The organism is Marinobacter sp. L-80 (genome assembly GCF_056859395.1).
In genome coordinates, this window is record NZ_JBSXOI010000066.1 from 54,496 (window position 1) to 70,864 (window position 16,369).

15 protein-coding genes and 2 tRNA genes are annotated in these 16,369 nt (G+C 56.0%); 9 read left to right on the top strand and 8 right to left on the bottom strand.

The window, feature by feature from the left end:
- Positions 1–7: 7 nt before the first annotated feature.
- Positions 8–1,204 (bottom strand): acetate/propionate family kinase, encoded by a 1,197-nt coding sequence (locus AC13E3_RS10650; RefSeq protein ID WP_008174344.1) that lies wholly within the window; start codon positions 1,202–1,204, stop codon positions 8–10.
- A gap of 27 nt (positions 1,205–1,231) precedes the next feature.
- Entirely contained in the window at positions 1,232–3,643 is a 2,412-nt protein-coding gene (locus tag AC13E3_RS10655; RefSeq protein ID WP_482902036.1) for a bifunctional diguanylate cyclase/phosphodiesterase, read from the bottom strand.
- A 239-nt stretch (positions 3,644–3,882) separates the two neighbouring features.
- Between AC13E3_RS10655 and ccoM the strand changes: the two genes are divergently transcribed.
- Positions 3,883–4,035, top strand: a complete 153-nt coding sequence (gene ccoM / locus AC13E3_RS10660; protein ID WP_175497402.1) for a cytochrome c oxidase subunit CcoM — start codon at positions 3,883–3,885, stop codon at positions 4,033–4,035.
- Between the two features lie 50 nt (positions 4,036–4,085).
- On the opposite strand, the gene AC13E3_RS10665 is transcribed toward ccoM, so the two are convergent.
- The 3 genes from AC13E3_RS10665 to AC13E3_RS10675 all read right to left on the bottom strand — a co-directional run bounded on the left by AC13E3_RS10665 (position 4,086) and on the right by AC13E3_RS10675 (position 5,631).
- Positions 4,086–4,161, bottom strand: a tRNA-Glu gene (locus AC13E3_RS10665).
- Positions 4,162–4,276: 115 nt separating this feature from the next.
- On the bottom strand, positions 4,277–5,203 hold the full coding sequence (locus tag AC13E3_RS10670; RefSeq protein ID WP_008174349.1) for a TIGR01777 family oxidoreductase: 927 nt from the start codon (positions 5,201–5,203) through the stop codon (positions 4,277–4,279).
- A 53-nt stretch (positions 5,204–5,256) separates the two neighbouring features.
- Complete coding sequence (locus AC13E3_RS10675; RefSeq protein ID WP_008174352.1) at positions 5,257–5,631, bottom strand: sirohydrochlorin chelatase; 375 nt, start codon at positions 5,629–5,631, stop codon at positions 5,257–5,259.
- A gap of 103 nt (positions 5,632–5,734) precedes the next feature.
- On the opposite strand from AC13E3_RS10675, the gene AC13E3_RS10680 reads away from it, so the two are divergent.
- The 6 genes from AC13E3_RS10680 to AC13E3_RS10705 all read left to right on the top strand — a co-directional run bounded on the left by AC13E3_RS10680 (position 5,735) and on the right by AC13E3_RS10705 (position 10,889).
- Entirely contained in the window at positions 5,735–6,337 is a 603-nt protein-coding gene (locus AC13E3_RS10680; RefSeq protein WP_008174353.1) for a DUF924 family protein, read from the top strand.
- Between the two features lie 145 nt (positions 6,338–6,482).
- Positions 6,483–7,199 carry a murein L,D-transpeptidase catalytic domain family protein gene (locus AC13E3_RS10685; protein ID WP_008174355.1) on the top strand — a complete coding sequence of 239 codons (717 nt, stop codon included), beginning with the start codon at positions 6,483–6,485 and terminating at the stop codon, positions 7,197–7,199.
- A gap of 58 nt (positions 7,200–7,257) precedes the next feature.
- Positions 7,258–7,333 (top strand) — tRNA-Gly (locus AC13E3_RS10690).
- Between the two features lie 135 nt (positions 7,334–7,468).
- Positions 7,469–8,263, top strand: a complete 795-nt coding sequence (locus AC13E3_RS10695; protein ID WP_273157390.1) for an MOSC domain-containing protein — start codon at positions 7,469–7,471, stop codon at positions 8,261–8,263.
- An 8-nt stretch (positions 8,264–8,271) separates the two neighbouring features.
- Positions 8,272–10,224, top strand: coding sequence for an ATP-binding cassette domain-containing protein (locus tag AC13E3_RS10700; RefSeq protein WP_273083763.1), 1,953 nt, complete (start codon positions 8,272–8,274; stop codon positions 10,222–10,224).
- A complete protein-coding gene (locus tag AC13E3_RS10705) occupies positions 10,221–10,889 on the top strand; it encodes a DUF6901 family protein (RefSeq protein ID WP_108018886.1) in 669 nt (222 codons plus the stop codon). Before AC13E3_RS10700 ends, AC13E3_RS10705 begins: the two co-directional genes overlap by 4 nt.
- 61 nt (positions 10,890–10,950) lie before the next feature.
- Here AC13E3_RS10705 and AC13E3_RS10710 read toward each other — a convergent pair whose 3' ends face one another.
- The 3 genes from AC13E3_RS10710 to AC13E3_RS10720 all read right to left on the bottom strand — a co-directional run bounded on the left by AC13E3_RS10710 (position 10,951) and on the right by AC13E3_RS10720 (position 12,639).
- Positions 10,951–11,382, bottom strand: a complete 432-nt coding sequence (locus tag AC13E3_RS10710; protein WP_008174363.1) for a universal stress protein — start codon at positions 11,380–11,382, stop codon at positions 10,951–10,953.
- 152 nt (positions 11,383–11,534) lie between these two features.
- Positions 11,535–12,353: a hypothetical protein gene (locus AC13E3_RS10715; RefSeq protein WP_008174364.1), complete on the bottom strand. Its 819-nt coding sequence runs from the start codon at positions 12,351–12,353 to the stop codon at positions 11,535–11,537.
- Positions 12,354–12,423: 70 nt separating this feature from the next.
- The gene (locus AC13E3_RS10720; protein WP_008174365.1) at positions 12,424–12,639 is read right to left on the bottom strand and encodes a hypothetical protein; all 216 of its coding nucleotides are present in this window, start codon (positions 12,637–12,639) and stop codon (positions 12,424–12,426) included.
- A gap of 150 nt (positions 12,640–12,789) precedes the next feature.
- On the opposite strand from AC13E3_RS10720, the gene fadB reads away from it, so the two are divergent.
- Positions 12,790–14,937: a fatty acid oxidation complex subunit alpha FadB gene (fadB, locus tag AC13E3_RS10725; protein WP_008174367.1), complete on the top strand. Its 2,148-nt coding sequence runs from the start codon at positions 12,790–12,792 to the stop codon at positions 14,935–14,937.
- 33 nt (positions 14,938–14,970) lie between these two features.
- Entirely contained in the window at positions 14,971–16,146 is a 1,176-nt protein-coding gene (gene fadA, locus AC13E3_RS10730) for an acetyl-CoA C-acyltransferase FadA (RefSeq protein ID WP_062784509.1), read from the top strand.
- Positions 16,147–16,369 lie beyond the last annotated feature (223 nt).

Sequence of the window (16,369 nt, forward strand, 5' to 3'; positions counted from 1 at the left end):
GCGTGGGTCAGGCCGGGGCGACCGAGCCGGCAAGCCGGGATGCTTCCCGTGCAATAACCAGTTCCTCGTTGGTGGGGATCACCAACACGGGAAACCTGGAGTCGGGGCTTTCGATCCGCCCGTCGCTGAACTCGCCATGATGGTTGTTGAGGTCCGGACTGAGCTCAAACCCCATGAGCTTGAGATGGTTGATGGTTTCGGCTCTGATCCGGGCACTGTTTTCCCCAATGCCGCCAGTGAAAACCAGCGCGTCCAGGTGGCTAAGGGACGCCATCATGGCCCCAATGTAACGGGCGAGCCGGAAGCAGAAAACATCAATGGCGGTTTGTGATGGCTCATGGCCATGATCCGCGAGTTCACAGAGCGAGCGCATGTCATTGGTCTGGCCGGACAGGCCGAGAAGGCCACTTTCCTGGTTCAGGATCCGGTGAACCTCATCGGCGGCGAAGCCTTTGCCGCTTAGAAAGTCGAACAGGCCGGGGTCGACATCCCCGCTACGGGTGCCCATTACCAGTCCCTCCAGTGGCGTAAGGCCCATGCTGGTATCCACACTGATTCCGTCCCGGATGGCCGTAATGCTGCATCCATTGCCCAGGTGCGCCGAGATGACCGAGGTGGTTGCCGGTGTTTTTCCCAACAAACGGGCAGTTTCGGCGGCCATGAAGGCATGACTGGTGCCGTGGAACCCATAACGGCGGACGCCCCAATCGCGATACCAGGCCTCTGGAAGCGCATAGAGGAAGGCCCGTCTGGGCAGGGTCTGATGAAACGCGGTGTCGAAAACGGCAGTCTGGGGCACCCCGGGAAACTGTGCCAGGGTTGCTCGAATACCGGACAGATTGACCGGGTTGTGAAGAGGGGCAAGGCCTGCGCAGCTTTCAATGGCCTTGAGCACATCGCCATCAATGAGTACGGCCTCATGGAAGGTCTCACCACCATGAACGACCCTGTGACCTATGGCCGAGGGAGCCGTTGTCATCAGTCCCAGGTCCCGGAAAGCCGTGACCAGTGTATCTAGCGCCTGATCATGGCCGGCGCCAGCGTCCAGAGGGATCGTTCCTTCCTGGCCGTCAATGTGGGCAAATGCATCGTTCTGGCCCAGGCGCTCGGCCAGAGCGGACAGCAGTTTCCTGTGTTGGTTGTTGAACAGTGCGAGTTTCAGGGATGAGCTGCCGCAGTTCACGACAAGTACGGTGTCTTCCATGGGAATGGGCGTCCAACGGTTTTCGATCTATACCCGATGATTGCTGGCCAGCCAGGCATCAAAGTCCGCCGCCGGCAGCGGACGACTGTAGAAATACCCCTGAGAGAAGTCGCAACCTTCCTTTTTCAGGAAGTGGGTCTGAGCCTCTTCTTCCACGCCTTCAGCGATCACCCGCAGGCCCAGGCTGTGGGCCATGTTGATAATGGCCCGCACCAGTGAAGCATCTTCAGGTTCCTTCATGACATCCTGAACAAACGATTTATCGATCTTCAGGGTATCAAACGGGTAGCTCTTCAGATAGCTGAGGGCCGAGTAGCCGGTACCAAAATCGTCTACTGACAGCCGGATCCCGGCTTTGTCGAGTTGGCGCAGGATTTCGGCGGTTTCAATGGAGTTGTCCAGAATCAGTCGTTCGGTAATTTCAAGTTCCAGCTGTTCCGGTGCCAGACCGCTGGTAGAGAGGGCGTGCATCACGGCCTCGGTAAACCCGGGATCCCGGAACTGGCGTGGGGACACGTTCACGGAAATACCGATGTCTTTTCCGATGGCCTGCCTCCATCCCACGGCGGCCCGACAAGCCTCTTCAAGAACCCACTCTCCGATGGGTGTTATCAGGCCGGTTTCCTCGGCCAGGGGAATAAACCGATCGGGCATCACCATGCCCATGGCCGGGTTGTTCCAGCGCAGCAGTGCCTCCACCGAGCAAAGGGTGCCGGAATCGGTATTCACGATCGGCTGGAAATACAGTTCGAATTCCTTCAGCTCCAGAGCCCTGCGCATGCTGGATTCCATCTTCAGGCGCTCGTGGGAGACCTCGGTCATTTCCGGGGCAAAATGCGCGAAGGAACTCTTGCCTTTGTGTTTGGCCTGGTACATGGCGGCATCGGCGTGCTGCAGCAGCGTGCCGCTGTTGTCAGAGTCCGTCGGGAAAATAGCGATGCCGATGCTCGTGGTTACAAAAACCTCCTGACCATTGAGTATGTAGGGCGGTGAGAAGGTTTTCAGGATACGCTCTGCCACCTGCGACGAAGCCTCCGGGCCGGTCAGCCCCGGCAGGATGACCAGGAACTCATCGCCCCCCAGCCGTGCAACGGTACTGGTGCCACGGAGGCAGCTGGAAATTCGACGGGCCGCTTCAATCAGCAGGTTGTCTCCGGCATCGTGGCCGAGGGTGTCGTTTATGTGCTTGAAGTTGTCGAGATCGAGGAACATCACGCCCACGAGGGTACTTTCCCGACGTGCCTGGGCCAGTGCCAGTTTCAGACGGTCCAGGGCCAGCATCCGGTTGGGCAGCCCGGTCAGGATGTCGTAGTTGGCCTGGCGCAGGAGCTGCTGTTCATAGCGTTTGCGGATGCTGATGTCTTCACCCAGGATGAGGTAACCGGTGGTGCCGCCGGATTCGTCCTTGATAGGGGTGGCAATCAGTTGCTCCCAGAAGCGTTCACCATTACGGCGCACGCTGTTCACTTCACCCTGCCAGACCCCGACGCGCTGCACCTGCAGGCGGATGGATTGCCACAGGTGTCGGCTTTCACGGTTTTCAATATCATTGTCCCCAAGTGCGCCAGGGTGTTTGCCAATGATCGAAGCAGCCTCGTAGCCGGTTAACTGGGTAAATTTCTGGTTGGCAAATTCGATGCGCCACTGCCGGTCGCAGATCAGGACCGAGGAGGGGCTTTGTTCAATGGCTTTGGAAAACTTCCGGATTTCCGCCGCATCTTTTTGCTGGCGCTCCATATCCGCGTTCAGTCGCTCGCGCATCTGGTTAATGGCGTCCGTGACGCGACCCAATTCGTCGTTCCGGTTGGATGGTGTGTTGGGCCTATCCAGTGTTAGTGGCTTCGAGGTGGTTTTCAGCGAAAAGTCCCGGGCGTAATTCGCCATGGTAGTCAGATGGCGTGCCACGAAATGCTGGAATATCCAGATAATGAGGATCGATACAAAGAACGTCTTCAGGAACTGGGTCAGGAGAATGACCCCCACCTTCCGCTTGAGCTCATCGTAGACCCGGTCCAGGTCTGCGGTCACCGTCAGCTCACCCAGTTTGAACATTTCATCGCCCTGATGAACGAGATTGAAACTGTGGGAGGTGGTTTTGGCGTCCCGCGGGATTTCTCCCATAACCAGCTCGGAATCGGGTTCGATCCTCAGCCGCAGATGAACCACATCGGGCAAACTGAGTATGCCTTCCATCTGGGTTTGCAGCAGTTTCTGGTCCAGGGCCCACAGACTGCGGGCCAGACTGGATGCATAGCCGGCTTCAACCACCTGCATGCGGTTGTCTATTTGTGAGAGGTCTTTTCGATAATCGGAGTAGATCTGGAGCGCGGAGGCTACCAGTGTAAAGGCGGAGCTGAACAGAAGAATCCAGGCCAGCAGCCTGAAAGACAGGGGCGAGCCTGTGCGAAAACGTTGAAGACGCGTCGACAGTTTTGGCATGTCTTGAACTTCAGCCACCCAGACCGGTTAGGAGATCGGACACTTCCTTTGTTTCCGACTATAGCAGCAGTTTCTTTCAAATGCCTTGCAAATGCAGGAAAAATCGAAGGAAATGTGTTGTGGTTCAGTATTTATGCGTACAGCTGGTCTGACAAATACGTTGACCTGGATCAATACCTTGCGGGCAGCCCGGGCGTAACCTGAGTTTAATCAAGTTAATTGCCGGAAGGGGAAACAGCATGTATATGGACGCCGTTGTAATCGCGGGTATTGCTACTGTACTGCTGATGGTTGGCTTTTTCGTGGGTGTTGGCATCTTCGTGATGAAAGATCAGAAGGAGCACGGACACCAGGACAGAAAAGAAGGGAAGCAAGGCCAAAAGCCGGTCTGACAATGTCATTGGGAAACTTCGGTTTCCCTGACATTTCAACGCGGAAAAATTGGCGTCCCCTAGGGGGTTCGAACCCCTGTTGCCGCCGTGAAAGGGCGGAGTCCTAGGCCACTAGACGAAGGGGACGCAACGTTTTCAACACCTTGCCTCGTCGAGGTGGCGCGTATATTAAGAAAGCTTCGAAACCCTGTCAACGTCTTTTGTGAAAAAAATCAGGGGAGCTTGATAAGGCCCCCTTGGGTCATCCTTTTTGTCCGGCTGCCCCTGGAGCAACGGATTGGGTCAATGCCTGATCCAGGTCCGGATACCGGAACTGGAATTGCTGGCTGACCAGCTTCTCCGGAATAGCCCGCTGGCCCGTCAGAAGAAGCCTCGCCATTTCACCCAGAGCCACCTTGAGCACCGGAGCAGGTGCCGGAAAGAGGGTGGGGCGGTGTAAAACCCTCCCCAGGCTGCGGGTGAATTCTGCGTTCGTTACCGGGTTCGGGCTTACGACATTGTATGGGCCTGATGCGTCCGGGTTTTCCATCATCCAGATAAGTGCGCTGACTACATCGTCCCTGTGGACCCAAGGCATGTACTGGGTACCGCTACCCAGGCGTCCGCCCAGTGCCAGTTTGAAGGGCAGGAGCATCCGCTCCAGGAAGCCACCATCCGGGCCTGCCACGACGCCTGTCCGGGAGAAGCACAGGCGAACGCCGTCATCGCCAAGTGGTTTGGCGGCGTTTTCCCAGTCGCGGCACAGCCGATGCGTAAATTCGTCATTCGGGCTGGTGCTTTCGGTGACCGTGGCTGATCCTTGGTCCCCGTAAAAGCCAACAGCCGATCCCGAAACGACGACATTCGGCGCTTGATCCCAACTTCGGATGACCTCGACTAGGGTTTCGGTGACGCCAATGCGGCTGTCACGGAGTTCCTGCTTTCGGGACTCCGACCAGCGTTTATCCGCGATACCTTCTCCGGCAAGGTTGATAACGGCATCGTATCCGGGGTGGGAACGAAGCTGCTGCAGATCACGGATTGCCTCGACCCGTCCGCAGCTTGATTTGACCGTTTCGGCCGGTTGCCGGCTGAAAACCGTCAGTTCGTAATCCCGTGCCAATAATTCACGGCAGAGCACGTGGCCAATAAACCCGGTTCCTCCGGTAATCAGAATCCTTTTCGACATAATCGATACTCCTGTCGCGCACCGGCCTCTGGCGCTGTCTCAGAACGCCCGGTTCAGGCGGGTGTCTCGTCCAGTTGAAGCATAACAACATCGCGAATTGCCTGTCCCAGGAGAGGGTTTTCCCCAATCGGAGGTGCGAGCTGAATGGATACGCCGTGGGCTTTTTCGAGTTCTTCGATCATTGCCGGAACATCCTTGCGCAAGTGGCGGCCGGCCGCCAGGAACAAAGGAACGATCGTAAACTCGGTGATGCCCTCAGCCACACCGTCCATGATGATCGTATCAATGGATGGTTCCGCCAGTTCCATATAGGCGACCCTGGCGTTGTCGACAGACGCGAGAGTCGGCGCTGCAAGCTTTTCGAAGGTTTCACACCAGCGCTTGTCACTGCTTCCATGTGCCAACAGAATAATGCGGGGGCTGCTCATTGCCGCTCCTGAAGTAGTCAATTTGTTAGGGCCTGTCGTAAGTCGGGAAAGCCGGCCTCATGAGAGAGGGCCGGTACCATATAAAGTAACAGGGTGACGGTGAATGTTCGATTGGAAAGAGATTCTGGATTTCTGGTTTGGCGAACTTGACGAACATGGGCTGCCAGACAGCGACCACCGGAACAAGTGGTTCCGATCGGACCGCAGGTTTGACCAGGAGATACGCCGTCGTTTCCTTTCAATGGTGTTGTTTGCTTCCGAGCAGGGATTGGACCATTGGCGGAGTGAGGCCGGCGGTATACTTGCCGAGATCATTCTGCTTGACCAGTTTTCGCGGAATATCTTCCGCGGCGGTGCCATGGCGTTTGATCAGGATCGCCAGGCGCGCAAGCTATGCCGGCAAGCGATGCAGAAAGGGCAGGATACGATGCTACCGCCCGTGCACCGAGCGTTTCTCTACATGCCGCTCCAGCATTCGGAACTCAAGGACGACCAGGACATGTCCGTGGAATGCTACGAGCAACTGGCGCGATCAACTGAAGGAATCCTTTCCGATTTCATGGGTAGCTTTCTGCAGTCCGCAAAGGATCACCGGGCGATCAATCAAAAGTACGGACGATTCCCTCACCGCAACAAGGCACTCGGCAGAACCTCAACGGCGGAAGAGCGGGAGTACCTGGCCGGTGGTCGCCGTTTCGGCCAGTAGCGCAATCGCGCTTTCCTTAAAGTTTTGTATAGAAAACGTACATTCGGACGGGGTTGGCACTTTTCCCTGATAAACTGCGCAACACTGAGATTGCACGGGATAGCGATCCTTCTTTGGCTTGCAATCATTTTACCGGGGATCTGGAATGAAAAAGACGCGGCGGCTTTTACCCGCAGGCCTGCTACTGGCTTTTTGGGCGTGGCTACCACTCTCATCGGTTGGCGCCTCTCTGGACGACGACCTTTTCGGTCGCCTGAGTGCCGCCGCTCCAAAGCTCGATACAAAGGTCCTCAGGACCGCAATCAGCGCCTCTCGCTGCGCTGTCTCCAGTGGTGTTCAGATGCCCGAGCGGCTTGCGGTGATTGATTTCTCGTTGCCGTCCAGTCAGGAAAGGCTATGGATTTTCGATCTGGAGAAGGGCGAGCTGTTGCTTCGGGACCTGGTTGCTCACGGCAAAAATTCCGGGAATTTCAAATCGACCGCTTTCTCCAACGTGGAAGGTAGTTACCAGTCCAGTATCGGGCTTTTCCAGGCCCGGGAATCCTATTACGGCAAGCACGGCTATTCGCTCAGGCTGGATGGTCTCGAGCCCGGGATCAACGATCTTGCCCGGCAGCGCGCCATCGTTATACATGGGGCGGATTACGTGAATGATGATTGGGTCAGTAAATACGGCCGCATCGGGCGTAGTCACGGGTGCCCGGCCGTTGATAACCAGATCATCAAGCGTGTTGTCGACAACCTTAAGGGGGGGCAATTGGTGTTCAAGTACTATCCGGATCAGGAGTGGCTGCACAGTTCCGGATTCCTGAAATGTGATAACCGGACACTGGCAGGAAAAAACCTTAAAAAAAGTGGTTGACGGTTCCGTCGGGATCCGTAGAATACGCCTCCGTTGTCGGCAACAGCCGAACAGCATTGCGGGAATAGCTCAGTTGGTAGAGCACAACCTTGCCAAGGTTGGGGTCGCGAGTTCGAATCTCGTTTCCCGCTCCAGATTTCGAAAACCCGGTCCTGAAAAGGGCCGGGTTTTTTCGTTTTCGGGCACCTGCAACCTCGGCGCCGGGGGTTGCGGTCAGGTATACTCATCAGCCTGTTTCGAGTCCCGATTCCCTGTGGGAGGTTGCCTCCATGAAGGTCCATTCGCTGTTCGTATACCCTGTCAAATCCCTTTCCGGTATTGAGGTGACCAGTTTTCATACCGACGAGTTCGGCCCAGTCGGAGACAGGCGATGGATGATCGTTGATGATGAGCGGCGTTTTGTCACCCAGAGAGAGCATCCCGAACTCGCCCGCGTGGAAACGCAATTGGATGGCGATAGGGTTGTTATCAACATTCCTGGTGAAGGTGAGTTTGGTCTGACAGCCTCCAACGACGAGCTTCGCGTACTGGTGTGGCGGGACTGGGTGAAGGCTCTGGCAGGCTTGCGAGAAGCCAGTGATGCTCTGAGTCGGTTTTGCCGCAAGCCTGTTAGCCTGGTATTCATGCCGGACAGCTCCTTCCGCCGCGTTGATGCGGGCAGGGTCGATGAGTACCGGCGTGTGGGCTTTGCTGATGGTTTTCCTTTCCTGGTTACCAACACTGCCTCGTTGGCAGAGCTCAACACCCGGCTGGAGGTGCCCGTGGAGATGCGGAGGTTCCGTCCCAACATCGTCGTTGAGGGCGCGGACGCCTGGGATGAGGACCATTGGCAGAGCTTGAGCATTGGCAATAACCGTCTGAGCATCGTAAAGCCCTGTTCACGCTGCGTAATGACGACCGTCGACCCCTCGACCGGCCTGAAGGATGCTGCCGTGCAGCCGCTCAGAACCCTGTCCCGCTATCGCAGGACCGGTGAGGGCGTGATCTTCGGCCAGAACGCGATTCATGAATCACCAGGACTTATCCGGGTTGGTGAACCCGTTACTGTTAATCAATCGGAGTAAAACCAAACGTGCCACTGTTAACGCTGGACTCAGTCTCCCTGGCTTATGGAATGCATCCGCTGCTTGATCAGGCCTCATTGGTTATCGATGCCGGAGAGCGTGTGTGTTTGCTGGGACGAAACGGCGAGGGAAAATCGACCCTGCTGAAGATTGTCAGTGGCGAAGTGACACCCGATGGTGGCGTGGTTCGTCTCGATGATGGCGCTGTTCTGGCGGTGCTGCCGCAGAACCTGCCCTCCGAGGACACCCGCACGGCCTATGAAGTGGTTGCCGGGGCCTTTCCTGAAACCGGCAAGTTGCTGGCAGAGTTCCACCAGTTGTCCCAGCAGGGCGACGAGGCGAGCCTGGACCGGTTGATGAAAGTCCAGGAGCGTCTTGAAGCCCTGGACGGCTGGCGACTGGATCAGAAGGTAACCACCATTCTTGGTCAGTATGGCGTTGATCCCGATCAAACCCTCGATACCCTCTCGGGAGGCTGGCAGCGCCGTGTTCTCCTGGCAAAAGCTTTGGTTGCCGACCCGGATATTCTGTTGCTGGATGAGCCTACAAACCACCTGGACGTCCCCGCGATCGCCTGGCTGGAAGAGGCCCTGGGCCAATTTCGCGGCGCCATGTTGTTTGTCAGCCATGATCGGGCGTTTATCCGGCGGATGGCGACCAGGATTGTAGAGCTGGACCGCGGGAAGCTGGTGAGCTTCGCTGCCACCTACGACCGCTACCTGGACCTCAAGGAAAAAGCGCTGGAGGAAGAAGAACGGCAGAACGCGCTGTTTGACAAGCGCCTCAAGCAGGAAGAGGCCTGGATTCGGCAGGGCATCAAGGCTCGCAGGACTCGTAATATGGGGCGTGTTCGTGCCCTGAAGGCCATGCGTGAGGAGCACAGGCAGCGTCGTGTGCGGGGCGGAACCGCAACTTTCGCGGTGGAGGACGCGGCGCGCTCAGGAAAGCTTGTGGTTGAAACCCGGGATGCGGGCTTTGCTTATCCCGACGGCACTCCGGTCATCAGAGACATGAATCTCACCATTCTGAGAGGGGACAAGATCGGGCTTGTTGGGGAAAACGGCACAGGCAAGACCACGCTTGTTCGACTCCTGTTGGGGGATTTGGAACCAACCGAGGGATCCATTCGTCTTGGTACCAATCTGCAGGTTGCCTATTTCGATCAGTTGCGCGGAGAGCTCGATCTGACGCGGAACGCATTGGACAACCTCTCCGAGGGTAGGGAGTTCATCGACATCAATGGCCAGAGCAAGCACGTTCTCGGCTATTTGCAGGAGTTCCTGTTTACCCCGGAGCGAGCCAGATCTCCGGTCAGTGTTTTTTCTGGTGGCGAACGGGCCCGGTTGCTTCTGGCCAAGCTCTTCAGCAAGCCCGCGAATATCCTGGTGCTCGACGAACCGACGAATGATCTGGACGTTGAAACACTGGAATTGCTGGAAGAACAGCTGGCGGAATTTGCCGGCACAGTGATCGTGATCAGTCACGACCGTGAGTTTCTCGATAATGTGATCACCGAAACGGTTTTCCTGGACGGTTCGGGCAAAGTGCGTGAGTACGTTGGCGGTTACACGGATTGGCGTCGGCAGGGCGGTTGCTTCCCCTCAGAAGCCACGGGTAACCGGCCGGACAAGCAGGATAAAAACGGCAAGACATCCGGGATCACCGAAAAGGTCGTAGCAAAGAAACCGGCAGAGAACGCAAAACCGCGGGCAGAACCTGAAAAGGGCAAGCCCGTGAAACTGAGTTACAAGCTCAAGCTCGAGCTGGAGCAGTTACCAGGGCAGATCGAGGAGCTTGAGCAGGAAGTCGCCGGCCTGCAGGAAAAAATTTCCCAGGCTGATTTTTATTCAGGCCCACCGGATGAAGTCTCGGCCACTCTGGAAGCATTGACGGAAAAGGAAAGCCGTCTGGAGCAGGTCATTGAGCGGTGGATGGAGCTGGAAGAACGGGCAAATCAATGAATGTACATTACGATTTCAGATTTCAGGACGGCCGTAGGGTTGAGTTTAAAGTAACGGACAAGCCGTCCCGGCCTTCCGGAAAACTTCCGTCCTGGACACAGCTGGAACATTGCCAGTGTAGCAACTGTCCTTTGAAGGCTTCCGAATCCTCCCACTGTCCCGCGGCAACCGAGATATTGCCGGTTGTGGAGGCCTTTCGGGATGAGGATGCCTACCAGAAGGTGGAAGTGAAGGTAACCGATGATCGTCGAAGCTATGAGAAGCAGACGGCGCTTGAGGAGGCACTTCGATCGTTGCTCGGGCTGAAAATGGCGACCAGCGGGTGCCCGGTTCTGTCAGAGCTCAAGCCCATGGCGGTCCATCACCTGCCGTTTGCAAACACCGATGAATTCATTATGCGCAGCGTTTCCCATTACCTGTTGCAGCAATACTTCGCGAAACGGAATCATCAGACCCCAGACTGGGAATTGAAGGGGCTGGTGGAGAGGAATCAGAGGCTGCAGCTGGTGAATCAGGCCCTGTGGCAGAGAATACACTCAGTCTGCAAGGGTGACAGCAATCTGAAGGCACTACTGAACTTCTTCTCGATGGCCTCGAGTGTCAGTTTCTCGCTGGAAAGTCAGCTTCGCAAACTTGAGGCGAAAATGGAGGGGGAAGGGGGCTGATCGCGGCTTTCGTTCTCAGCAGGCCCGGGTCCACGCCCCGGGCCTTTTTGTTGGTCAAACCTTAATGAATGCGAACGGCCAGAACATCGCATTCGGTTCCATGCAGAACCCCGTTTGCGGTGGAGCCCAGCAAAAGCTGAAAACCCTTCCGGCCATGACTTCCCACGATCACGAGGTCTACTTCCTGTTCCTTCGCAAGCCTGTGGATTTCGGACTCGGGGCGCCCGACTGTCACCACCTGGTTGTTTTTGGCCACACCGTATTTGTCGCCGTAGGTTCCCAATTGCTCGCGAGCTGCTTTGTCGAGTTGGTCCTGTAGCTCAGTCAGATCCATCGGAATATCGCCACCATAGGCATAGCCGACAGGCTCAACCACATGAACCAGCATTAGCTCCGCACCATGGGCTTCGCTTATGGCCTTTGCCTTGTCCAGTACCTGTGGGGCTTCTTCTGTCAGGTCAATCGCAACAAGCATCTTTTTATAGGCAGACATCGTATCGCTCCTTCGCACACGGGATATTATTCTGATGATAGTACCTTAAATCGGGTCGGGAAAGTGTAGCGGGAAACTGACGGGTATCAAAAACAGAGGCGGAAAAGTGCTTTTCTGGCAGGCAATTAGGCCTGCCAGAAAGAGCAGGGCGGTCAGGCGTTGCCCTTGAGCAGCTCAATGGTTGTCGCAAGTCCTTTGAGGATACCCTTGGAATAGCGATCGATTACAAAGCCCACGTTGTTTTCGTTGTAGTTAATGTAGGAGCCGCGGATAAACTGCCATTTGGCGGAAATGTCGTTAAGCGCGTCCTTGAGCTCAGGTGTTCCCTGGCCCTGTATAACGGATGCCAGCAACTGGTCCAGCTCCCGGGCCTGTTCATCCAGCGGGGTTTCGGTTGAGGAGCCCTGGAAGGTCTGGGCGACAGAGGAGTTTGTTCTGACCGAGTATTTCGCCATCATCTGAGCCATTTTTACGGCCGCCGAACGGGCCGCTTCGACCCTTGGGTTGGTCTCGGTCTGTGAGCTTTCCTGGGCCACCTTGTATAGCTCGGTGGCTTTCTCGTTCATCGTGAGTGCCTGGTTGGCCATGTCTGAGACCAGCCGCAAATCGGGGTAGCCCTGGTTGCGCACATCGTTGATGTTGTCCCGCATCAGGTTCTTGAACTTGTCGAATTCCTGGTTCAGCCCCTCAACTTCCTCGGCTGACAGTACGCCTGAATCGCTGCCCGCGATGGAGTTCATGGAATCATTGGCCGAGTTGATGCCCTGCACAATCTCGTTCAGGGTGCCGGTATCACCGGTTCCGCTGAAACGGTAGTAGGCGTCCAGAGCCATGTAGTTGCTGACCCGGAAATTGTGAAGATCGGAGAGAAATCCGTCGGCACTGTCCTGAGCGCGGGCACCCATGGACGTGAGTGCAAGGAGAATCAGTGCGGCTACAAGGGAACGTATCCGCAGGTTTGCGTCTTTCATCGGATGGGTCTCCGTAATGCGGTTTTATTCTTGTGGACCAAAGTCGTAGATCGAAGGTAAAGTAACTCCGTCAGCCAATCAAGCAGTTTTGGCGGCGGTGGAGCCCGTAAATGTAAATAACTTTGAAATTTGCGTGACGAAGTTCCGGTTTTTTCTGAGCAGTGGCTTCCAGTTCACTGAAACATAACAATTCCGCTCCAATTTTCTTCGGTTGCCCCCGGTATTTCGGGGACTTTTGCAGCCCTCCCGAAAGAAACAAATTGACAAATGCGCCGTTTTTTTTCATCGTGTGCCCTCACGATTCAAACGACTGTATGAATTTTTGGATCGGATGATCGGGCAGTGACCGAAATCTCGCTGCACAAACAGCCGCGCCGGTAAATCAAAAGTACCGCCCGGTTGGAAGCAGTTCCAAACACAGACTGGAGATCAGTTGATGATTTACGAAGGTAAAGCCATCACGGTTAAAGAGATCGAAGGCGGGATCGCTCAGTTGAACTTCGACTTGCAGGGCGAGTCAGTAAACAAGTTCAACCGTCTTACTATTGAAGAGCTCCGCGCCGCGACTGACGCACTGAAAGCGCAGAAGAACCTGAAGGGTCTGGTAGTCACCAGCTCCAAGGACAGCTTCATTGTTGGTGCCGACATTACCGAATTCACCGAGCTTTTTGCAGGCTCGGAAGAGGATCTGGTAGCCAACAACCTCAAGGCCAACGAAGTCTTCAACGCTGTTGAAGATCTGCCGTTCCCCACCGTTACCGCGATCAACGGTATGGCGCTGGGTGGCGGTTTCGAAATGTGTCTTGCAACCGACTACCGCGTGATGGACAAGAAGGCCAAGGTTGGTCTTCCGGAAGTGAAGCTTGGCATCTTCCCGGGCTTTGGCGGTACCGTGCGTCTGTCCCGTCTGGTCGGCGTGGACAATGCCGTCGAGTGGATCAGCGGTGGTACCGAGAACCGTGCTGATGTCGCTCTGAAAGTCGGCGCTGTCGATGCCGTGCTCGAGTCCGACAAGCTGGTCGATGCTGCTGTTGCCATTATTAACCAGTGCAACGAAGGAAAGCTGGACCACGAAGCCCGTCGTGAAGAGAAGAAGGGCAAGATCAAGCTCAATGCCATGGAAAGCATGATGGCATTCGAGATTTCCAAGGCGTTTGTTGCCGGCAAGGCTGGCAAGAACTACCCGGCTCCTGTCGAGGCCATCAAGGTCATGCAGAAGCATGCCGGCATGACCCGCGACAAGGCAATCGAAGTCGAAGCCAAAGGCTTCGCCAAGATGGCCAAGACCAATGTGGCGGCCTGCCTGGTTGGCCTGTTCCTGAACGATCAGGAATTGAAGAAGAAGGCCAAGGCCTGGGAAAAAGAAGCTAACGACGTGAACCTGGCTGCCGTTCTCGGTGCCGGTATCATGGGTGGTGGTGTTGCATTCCAGTCTGCCCTGAAAGGCACGCCGATCATCATGAAGGACATCAACCAGGACGGCATCGCCCTGGGTCTGAAAGAAGCCAAGAAGCTTCTGTCCAAGCGTGTTGAAAAAGGAAAGATGAAGCCGGATCAGATGGCCGACGTGCTCAACAGCATCACGCCGACCCTGAACTATGGCGACTTCAAGAATGTAGACCTGGTGGTTGAAGCGGTTGTTGAAAACCCGAAGGTGAAAGATGCGGTTCTGCGTGAAACCGAAGATGCGGTTCGCGAGGACACCATCCTGACCTCCAACACCTCGACGATTTCCATCGACCTGCTGGCCAAGAACCTGAAACGTCCGGAAAACTTCTGCGGCATGCACTTCTTCAACCCGGTGCACATGATGCCGCTGGTTGAGGTAATCCGTGGCGAGAAGACCAGTGATCGCGCCATTGCAACCACGGTGGCCTACGCCAAGGCCATGGGCAAGACCCCGATCGTTGTAAACGATTGCCCGGGCTTCCTGGTCAACCGTGTTCTGTTCCCGTACTTCGGCGGCTTTATTGGCCTGGTACGTGACGGTGCCGACTTCCAGCACGTTGACAAGGTTATGGAAAAGTTCGGCTGGCCCATGGGTCCTGCGTACCTGCTGGACGTGGTCGGCATGGATACCGGCAAGCACGCTGGCGAAGTAATGGCAGACGGCTTCCCGGATCGGATGAAGCACGAAGGTACAACCGCCATTGACGTAATGTTCGATAACAACCGTTACGGACAGAAGAACGACAAGGGCTTCTACAAGTATGAACTGGACCGCAAGGGCAAGCAGAAGAAGGTTGTTGACGAAGAGACCTACAAGCTGCTCGAGCCTGTTGTTCAGGGTAAGAACGAGTTCAGCGAAGAAGACATCATCGCCCGTATGATGATTCCTCTTTGCCTGGAAACCGTTCGCTGCCTGGAAGACGGCATTGTCGAAGATCCGGCAGATGCTGATATGGGCCTGATTTTCGGTATCGGCTTCCCGCCGTTCCGTGGTGGTGCCCTGCGCTATATCGACGATATGGGTGTAGACAAGTTCGTCGAACTGGCAGACAAGTTTGCAGACCTTGGTCCTCTTTATCACCCGACCGAGAAGCTGCGTGAAATGGCCAAGACTGGCAAAAAGTTCTTTGGCTAACCCTGAACGAGATTTCCGAACGGAGAAAGATCTATGAGCCTTAATCCGAGAGACGTTGTCGTCGTCGATTGCGTGCGGACTCCGATGGGTCGTGCCAAAAACGGTTGTTTCCGGAACGTGCGTGCAGAGACCCTGTCCGCCAATCTGATCGAAGCACTGTTTGAGCGCAACCCGAAGCTCGACCCGAAAGAAGTTGAAGATGTTATCTGGGGCTGTGTAAACCAGACCAAGGAGCAGGGCTTCAACGTGGCGCGTCAGATTTCCCTGCTGACCCGCATTCCCCACGAGTCTGCCGCTCAGACCGTGAACCGCCTGTGTGGCTCTGCCATGAGCGCGATTCACACTGCAGCCCAGGCCATCATGACCGGCAACGGTGATGTGTTCTTCGTGGGTGGTGTTGAGCACATGGGGCACGTACCCATGACCGAAGGCTTCGACCACAACCCGGCTGCGTCCAAGTACTCCGCAAAAGCGTCCAACATGATGGGCCTGACCGCGGAAATGCTGGCCAAAATGCACGGGATTACCCGTGAGCAGCAGGACGAGTTCGGTGCTCGGTCCCACCGTCTGGCCCATGAAGCGACCGTAGAAGGCCGTTTCAAGAACGAAATCGTGCCCATTGAAGGTCACGACGAGAACGGCTTCAAGGTGCTGATCGAGGAAGACGAGACCATTCGTCCCGAGACCACGGCCGAGTCCCTGAGCCAGCTCAAGCCGGCGTTCGATCCGAAGAACGGTACTGTGACTGCCGGGACTTCCTCCCAGCTGACCGACGGTGCCGCCGCCATGGTACTGATGTCCGCAGAACGGGCTGAGGCCCTTGGACTTAAGCCGATTGCCAAGATTCGCAGCATGGCCGTTGCCGGCTGTGATCCCGCAATCATGGGCTATGGTCCGGTGCCTGCCACCAAAAAGGCGCTCAAGCGCGCAGGCCTGAAAGTTGAAGATATCGACTTCTGGGAACTGAACGAGGCCTTTGCCGGACAGTCGCTTCCTGTTCTCAAGGACCTGAAGCTGCTGGGCGTTATGGAAGAGAAGGTGAACCTGAACGGCGGCGCGATTGCCCTTGGCCATCCGCTGGGCTGCTCTGGTGCACGTATCTCCACAACCCTGCTGAATGTGATGCAGGCCAAAGGCGGTAAACTTGGTGTTTCCACCATGTGTATCGGTCTGGGCCAGGGCATCGCGACGGTCTGGGAGCGTCTGTAACCCGTTAAGCAGGTTGCAGTACGCGGTTTCAGAAGGCCCGGCAAATGCCGGGCCTTTCTGTTTCAATCGGCGGCCTGAACCGGGTTCCCGAATGTGAAAAAAAGCAGGATTGAAACCAAAGAATGGGTTGTCTTGCTATTCTTGACCCTGTAAAACAGTGAGCCTATACAGATTGGCGGCGTATGAGTGTTTTCTAGCCGACTGATTTTACAGCGAGTTTACG